Genomic DNA, 4,967 nt, shown 5'->3' with positions numbered 1-4,967 from the left:
GGCATAACTGCAATATGGAGGCATGACCGTCAAAACTTACATTTTCCCTCGCAATGACGGATAAACCGGTCCACGCATCAATGCCTCCTCGCAATGACGACTCGGTATTATCCACACAGGCAATGCTTAGGCTATGTAAGAACGTCACTTAAAAATAAAAATACCCATAAGCCGAAACTTATGGGTATTACTAAAGATATAATAATTTTTATTATCGCGTATTAGGAAACACCACAGCTTGAGCTATTAGTATCACTTGATACCATATTAACGATATCTGGAGCTTTAAATAATATAATGATTGCAGTAACTACTACTAAAGCTACTTCCCACTGCAATTTTCCTCTTAATGTTTGAATTCCCAAAACAATTATACCGACAACAGCTATACCTTTTGCAGTATTGCCTCTGAATACTAGAATTAACTTACATAATGCATCACCCACAGGATCGCCGACACTACTACCTAAGCTATCAAAAGCTACCATAATAATAGCCACGCTTAGAATAGTAAATAGTATGCGTAATGATAGATTATAATCGATTAATTCTTCGTTTAATTTACGAATAGGAAAGTTCATGTGTTTTACCTCAATAAAATAATTAGCATTTAAAAAATAATGTATAATTTATTTATATATAAATCAACTCCTAAATATATGCAATTTTAATTAATATGTAAAAATATTTTAAAAACACTTATTTTAAGTAACATTATAATCACATATAGTATAATTCAGCTTCCAAATATATAAACAAATGTAAATAAAAATAACCAAACCACGTCCACAAAATGCCAGTACCATGCAGCAAATTCGAACCCTAAATGTCCATTACCTTCTGTAGTAAAATCTCCTCTTTTTGCTCTAAAGTAGCAAACTATTAGAAATATAGTACCTATAATTACATGAGCTCCATGAAAACCCGTGGCTAAATAAAAATTAGAAGCATATATACCATCCGTGAATTTAAACGCCGCATGATAATATTCATATGTTTGCATAGTTGTAAAAAATATTCCAAGCATTATGGTAAGAGCAAGTGCAGTTACGCAATCTTTTTGATTTTTTTCTTCTAAGGCATAGTGAGCCCAAGTAACGGTAGTACCCGATAAGAGTAGTATTAAAGTATTGATAAAAGGAATATCAAATGGATCAAAAGTTTTAATTGCAGGTGGAGGCCAAATTCCCTGCTTTACAACCCATACACCGTCTAAAAGACCTACGGGTGATAGACTTGATTTAAAAAAAGAGGCAAAAAATACACCAAAAAATACTATTTCCGTTAAAATAAATAGTGCCATACCTATTTGTAAACCTTTTCTAACAGGACTAGTATGCTGATGTTCGACTATGCCTTCTTTCACTACATCTCTCCACCAAGAATATAAACAGTAACCTACTGAAATAACTCCTGCAGATAATATATATATATTAAATTTGTAGCCATGCATGAACGAGACACCGCCAATAACCAAAAGAAGTAAAGCAAAAGATGTTAGGACGGGCCAAGGGCTTGGGTCTACTATATGGAATAAATGCGATTTAGTCATAGGATGTGAATTTGGATTCATATTTTATTTTATCATTTTCTAATTATACTTACGAATAGATATACGACGATCAACTTGGAAAAGAGTAATAGGTCTGTAGGTCGAGGAGCAGAACGTATAGCAATATGTGAGCGTCCAAGGTCTTACAAAGACGAGATGGTCAATTTTTCAAGTTCTATCTTAGTATATAAATAAATATAAATTATTATTGATGTAAAAGCAAATTCTAGAAACAGATTATATAGAAAATATACCTCGTAACTCAGAATTACATTATTTATTATTAATGACAACTAAAATCCCTTGACTCTTTATATTATTCAACTAATATATAGACCGTTAATAATGTTTAAGCTCCATTGTTGCAAGACCAATCTGTCAAAACTTAATATTAAGTTATGCCAGGGGTCTATTATTATAAGTGAGTAAAATCATGAAGTATAATGGAGGTTGTTGTCTTACAGCAACGGAGCTTAACCCCTGGCACCTTTATTTATTAATTCTAGATTAGGTTTAGGCATAAATTAAATAAAGGAATTGTGAGTAGTATTAGCTTGTGTTTAATAAAAATAAAGATTTATTAATTCTAAAAAATACAAATGCAAAAAATAAAGAAAAAATTAGAAAAAAGTTTTTCTTTTCATCATCGTTTTTAATAATATTATTAATGTTTTTTATCATCTTCTTAATATCTTAGAAGTAAAATATTTCTAGATTTTTCAACTAATGAAGCTGTTAACTCTAAATTTTCTTACTTAAAATTATAGAGATACGACAAATTATCTTCACTATTTTACTAGTTATTTCTGCAAATACTGCCTCAGTACTATCATTCATTATAGCAATATTTTTATGTTCAATTTCATCAAGTCGAAATTTAATAATATTATTTAATAATTCCGGCTCAATATTTTTATTTTCTAAATAATTTATTTGTTGTCCATAATGTTTTTCTATTACTTCTTCTACACTCTCGGTAACAAGCATCGCTGTTTTTATTCCCGTCAAGGAAGATAAGGCACCAAGTAAAAATCCGTAATGATGCCAAAAAAATAATAAAAACGTGGGCCTTACTTCTTTTTCTAGTAATTTTTTTTCAAAATAATTTAAATGTACCTCTTCGTGTTCAAGCATTTCTTTAATTAATATATGATCATTCTGAGATTTGATATATTTTAGCTGCCCTTGATAAATTCTTTTTGCCCCATACTCTCCAGCATAATTAACTCTAATTATTTCGTGAATTTGTTTGTTAGGGTCAGAAAAATCAGGTCTTGGCATAATGTATACTCGTTTAATTTGAAAAATTGACTACGTCGTCTTATAAGAGTGCGAGTAGCCACGTATTAAGTATACGCTCTGCTCCTCGCCTTATAGTCTCCTTGCTCTTTTCCAAATTAAACCTCGTCTACTCTTCATTTACTTTAAAGTATACTTTGGAATAAATCGAAACCAGCAGGATTTAATTTATAATCTACCTCCGCTTGCTGTAACAGTTTTAAAGTCTGTAAACATTCAGTTAGGCTAAGACTGTTTACTATCTTTGTAAAATCATTAATATATTGATAGAAAATCGGTGGTGATAATGATCTTATTGCGAGCTCCAAACTCTCACCGTTTTTTATTTTCGACAAAACTATATATAAATTTAAATAATGCCTTATTAATGCTCTAATAATTAAAACTTCATTGATATTTTGTTTTTTTAATATCTCCAGCTCTTGTAGAAAATTACTATAATCTTTTTTTGAAAAATACATTGCTAAATCACTACCGTTTGCCGTAATTTCGCTACTTATAACTTTTAGAACATCGTTTAAAGTAATTTCTCTTCGATCATGAACAAAATATATCAATTTATTTATTTCGCTACAAATTAAATCATGATCACCTTTTAAATGAGCTTTTAAATAAGGGATAGCCTCTTTACTTATAATTTTATTAGTTTTTTCTACTTTACCTAAAATAATTCGTTCAATTTTTGCTTCATCATCATGATAACAAGCAACTGCCGCTAAATATTCTTCTGTTTCAAAAAACTTTTTACAGCTGCTACTTGAAGTAATTTCTTCCCCTATAAATACAGGAAAATTTACATAATCACTGCTTAGAATTGTTTTTAAATTCTTATCGATTGAATTCCCAACCGATCTAATTTTAATTAATTCTTTTTGACCAAAAAAATTAGGCGCATTAAGTAACATTTCTAAAGATGAAATATTAAGCTCTGAGTATTCTATAGAAGTTTGTAGCATATTTAAACTTTTTACTAAATGCTTACAAATTTTTTCTATATAGCCTTTATCAGGACCGTATAGTAAAAGAGCTCTAATCTTTCCGGCTTTTATTGGTCCAAATAATCTACCTATTTGTGAAAAATAAAATTTCATAGCTTAACTATGTCCGTGTAAAATATAAAATTAATCTGCTACGAATTTCTTCTGCTGCTTGATATGCCAAGTCTATTCCTGTTGCATCTCTTTCAACATTTGTTGCATATGGTGTAAAAATAGCATTATATGACGTGTTTTGGTAAAACTTCTCTTCAATTAAAACCTTTTGGCTTTCTATATCAATTAATTTATACCTAACTAATTGATTAATATATTCCCTTAAAACATTAGAGTTTTTTTCAATAGTAGCAGGCATAGTTGTTGCGATAAGCTCTGCTTTAAGCAGGTATTTTGCTTTTGCTTTCTGAGGTAAAATACTAGTTAAACGATGATAAAACTCAGCTCCTTCAATTGTTCTAATCGGTTCAACTGTAATCGCTTCTAAATCATTATTTCTACTGTATTTTTCACTATATACCGGTTTTAAATTACAACTACTCATTAGAAAGAATATAATTACTATAAATAAAGAACGCATATACTAGATTAAGATTGGTTTTTTATATTAATAACAGCTTATTTCGATTTTGTGAAAGAAAATTATAATAATTAGCATTTGTTAATACTTATAGTAATTATATATTAATTTATGTTGACATTTATAAATAAGACTTATATTGCCGCTTCAAAATAATTTTAAGGTATTAGATGTTATTGGATAAACTTATTACATTTTTTCAACGGAAATAAAAACAACATTAGTAAAAATAAAAACATATTTTTCTTTCCCCAAAAAAGTAACAAAAGCTTTTGAAACATCTAGCATAAACATAGATGAAGTAGATAAAGCTAAAACTGTAAAAATTACAAAAGAGGATTTAAAAAAATCTTTTGAGTGATATGAAGAAAAATTGGTAATATTAGCACAAAAACTATCACCACAAACATCAATTAGTAATGATGATTATAATTCTCAAACAGAGTATTGCCCATTGATAGGAGAAGATGGAAATATCAAATATATCCTTACTACTGAATTATAATTTTTAAGCTTAAAATGTAATAGTTGAGATTTAATCTTA

General features: G+C 29.0%; 5 protein-coding genes and 1 pseudogene. 1 reads left to right on the top strand and 5 read right to left on the bottom strand.

Annotated elements, in window-relative coordinates:
• Window positions 1-221 precede the first annotated feature (221 nt).
• From KYQ89_RS04395 to KYQ89_RS04370, 5 genes are all read right to left on the bottom strand, one after another.
• Complete coding sequence (locus KYQ89_RS04395) at window positions 222-581, bottom strand: TrbC/VirB2 family protein (RefSeq protein ID WP_218460577.1); 360 nt, start codon at window positions 579-581, stop codon at window positions 222-224.
• 155 nt (window positions 582-736) lie between these two features.
• The gene (locus KYQ89_RS04390) at window positions 737-1,573 is read right to left on the bottom strand and encodes a cytochrome c oxidase subunit 3 (protein ID WP_218460576.1); all 837 of its coding nucleotides are present in this window, start codon (window positions 1,571-1,573) and stop codon (window positions 737-739) included.
• Between the two features lie 720 nt (window positions 1,574-2,293).
• Entirely contained in the window at window positions 2,294-2,833 is a 540-nt protein-coding gene (locus KYQ89_RS04380; RefSeq protein WP_218460575.1) for a demethoxyubiquinone hydroxylase family protein, read from the bottom strand.
• 143 nt (window positions 2,834-2,976) lie between these two features.
• A complete protein-coding gene (gene holA / locus KYQ89_RS04375; RefSeq protein WP_218460574.1) occupies window positions 2,977-3,942 on the bottom strand; it encodes a DNA polymerase III subunit delta in 966 nt (321 codons plus the stop codon).
• 7 nt (window positions 3,943-3,949) lie between these two features.
• Window positions 3,950-4,423: a hypothetical protein gene (locus KYQ89_RS04370; protein ID WP_218460573.1), complete on the bottom strand. Its 474-nt coding sequence runs from the start codon at window positions 4,421-4,423 to the stop codon at window positions 3,950-3,952.
• A gap of 170 nt (window positions 4,424-4,593) precedes the next feature.
• On the opposite strand from KYQ89_RS04370, the pseudogene KYQ89_RS08320 reads away from it, so the two are divergent.
• Window positions 4,594-4,928, top strand: a pseudogene (locus tag KYQ89_RS08320) (hypothetical protein).
• Window positions 4,929-4,967: the final 39 nt, after the last annotated feature.

Origin of the sequence: Rickettsia sp. TH2014, assembly GCF_019249195.1 — a bacterium.
In the GTDB taxonomy this organism is placed as follows: Bacteria; Pseudomonadota; Alphaproteobacteria; order Rickettsiales; family Rickettsiaceae; genus Rickettsia; species Rickettsia felis.
The sequence above is the reverse complement of the archived record's forward strand: the minus strand, read 5'-3'. Positions and strand labels throughout refer to the sequence as shown.

Coding starts and splice junctions, on each gene's coding strand:
- KYQ89_RS04395 (WP_218460577.1), bottom strand. CDS start 581: ATGAACTTTCCTATTCGTAAATTAAACGAAGAATTAATCGATTATAAT.
- KYQ89_RS04390 (WP_218460576.1), bottom strand. CDS start 1,573: ATGAATCCAAATTCACATCCTATGACTAAATCGCATTTATTCCATATA.
- KYQ89_RS04380 (WP_218460575.1), bottom strand. CDS start 2,833: ATGCCAAGACCTGATTTTTCTGACCCTAACAAACAAATTCACGAAATA.
- holA (WP_218460574.1), bottom strand. CDS start 3,942: ATGAAATTTTATTTTTCACAAATAGGTAGATTATTTGGACCAATAAAA.
- KYQ89_RS04370 (WP_218460573.1), bottom strand. CDS start 4,423: ATGCGTTCTTTATTTATAGTAATTATATTCTTTCTAATGAGTAGTTGT.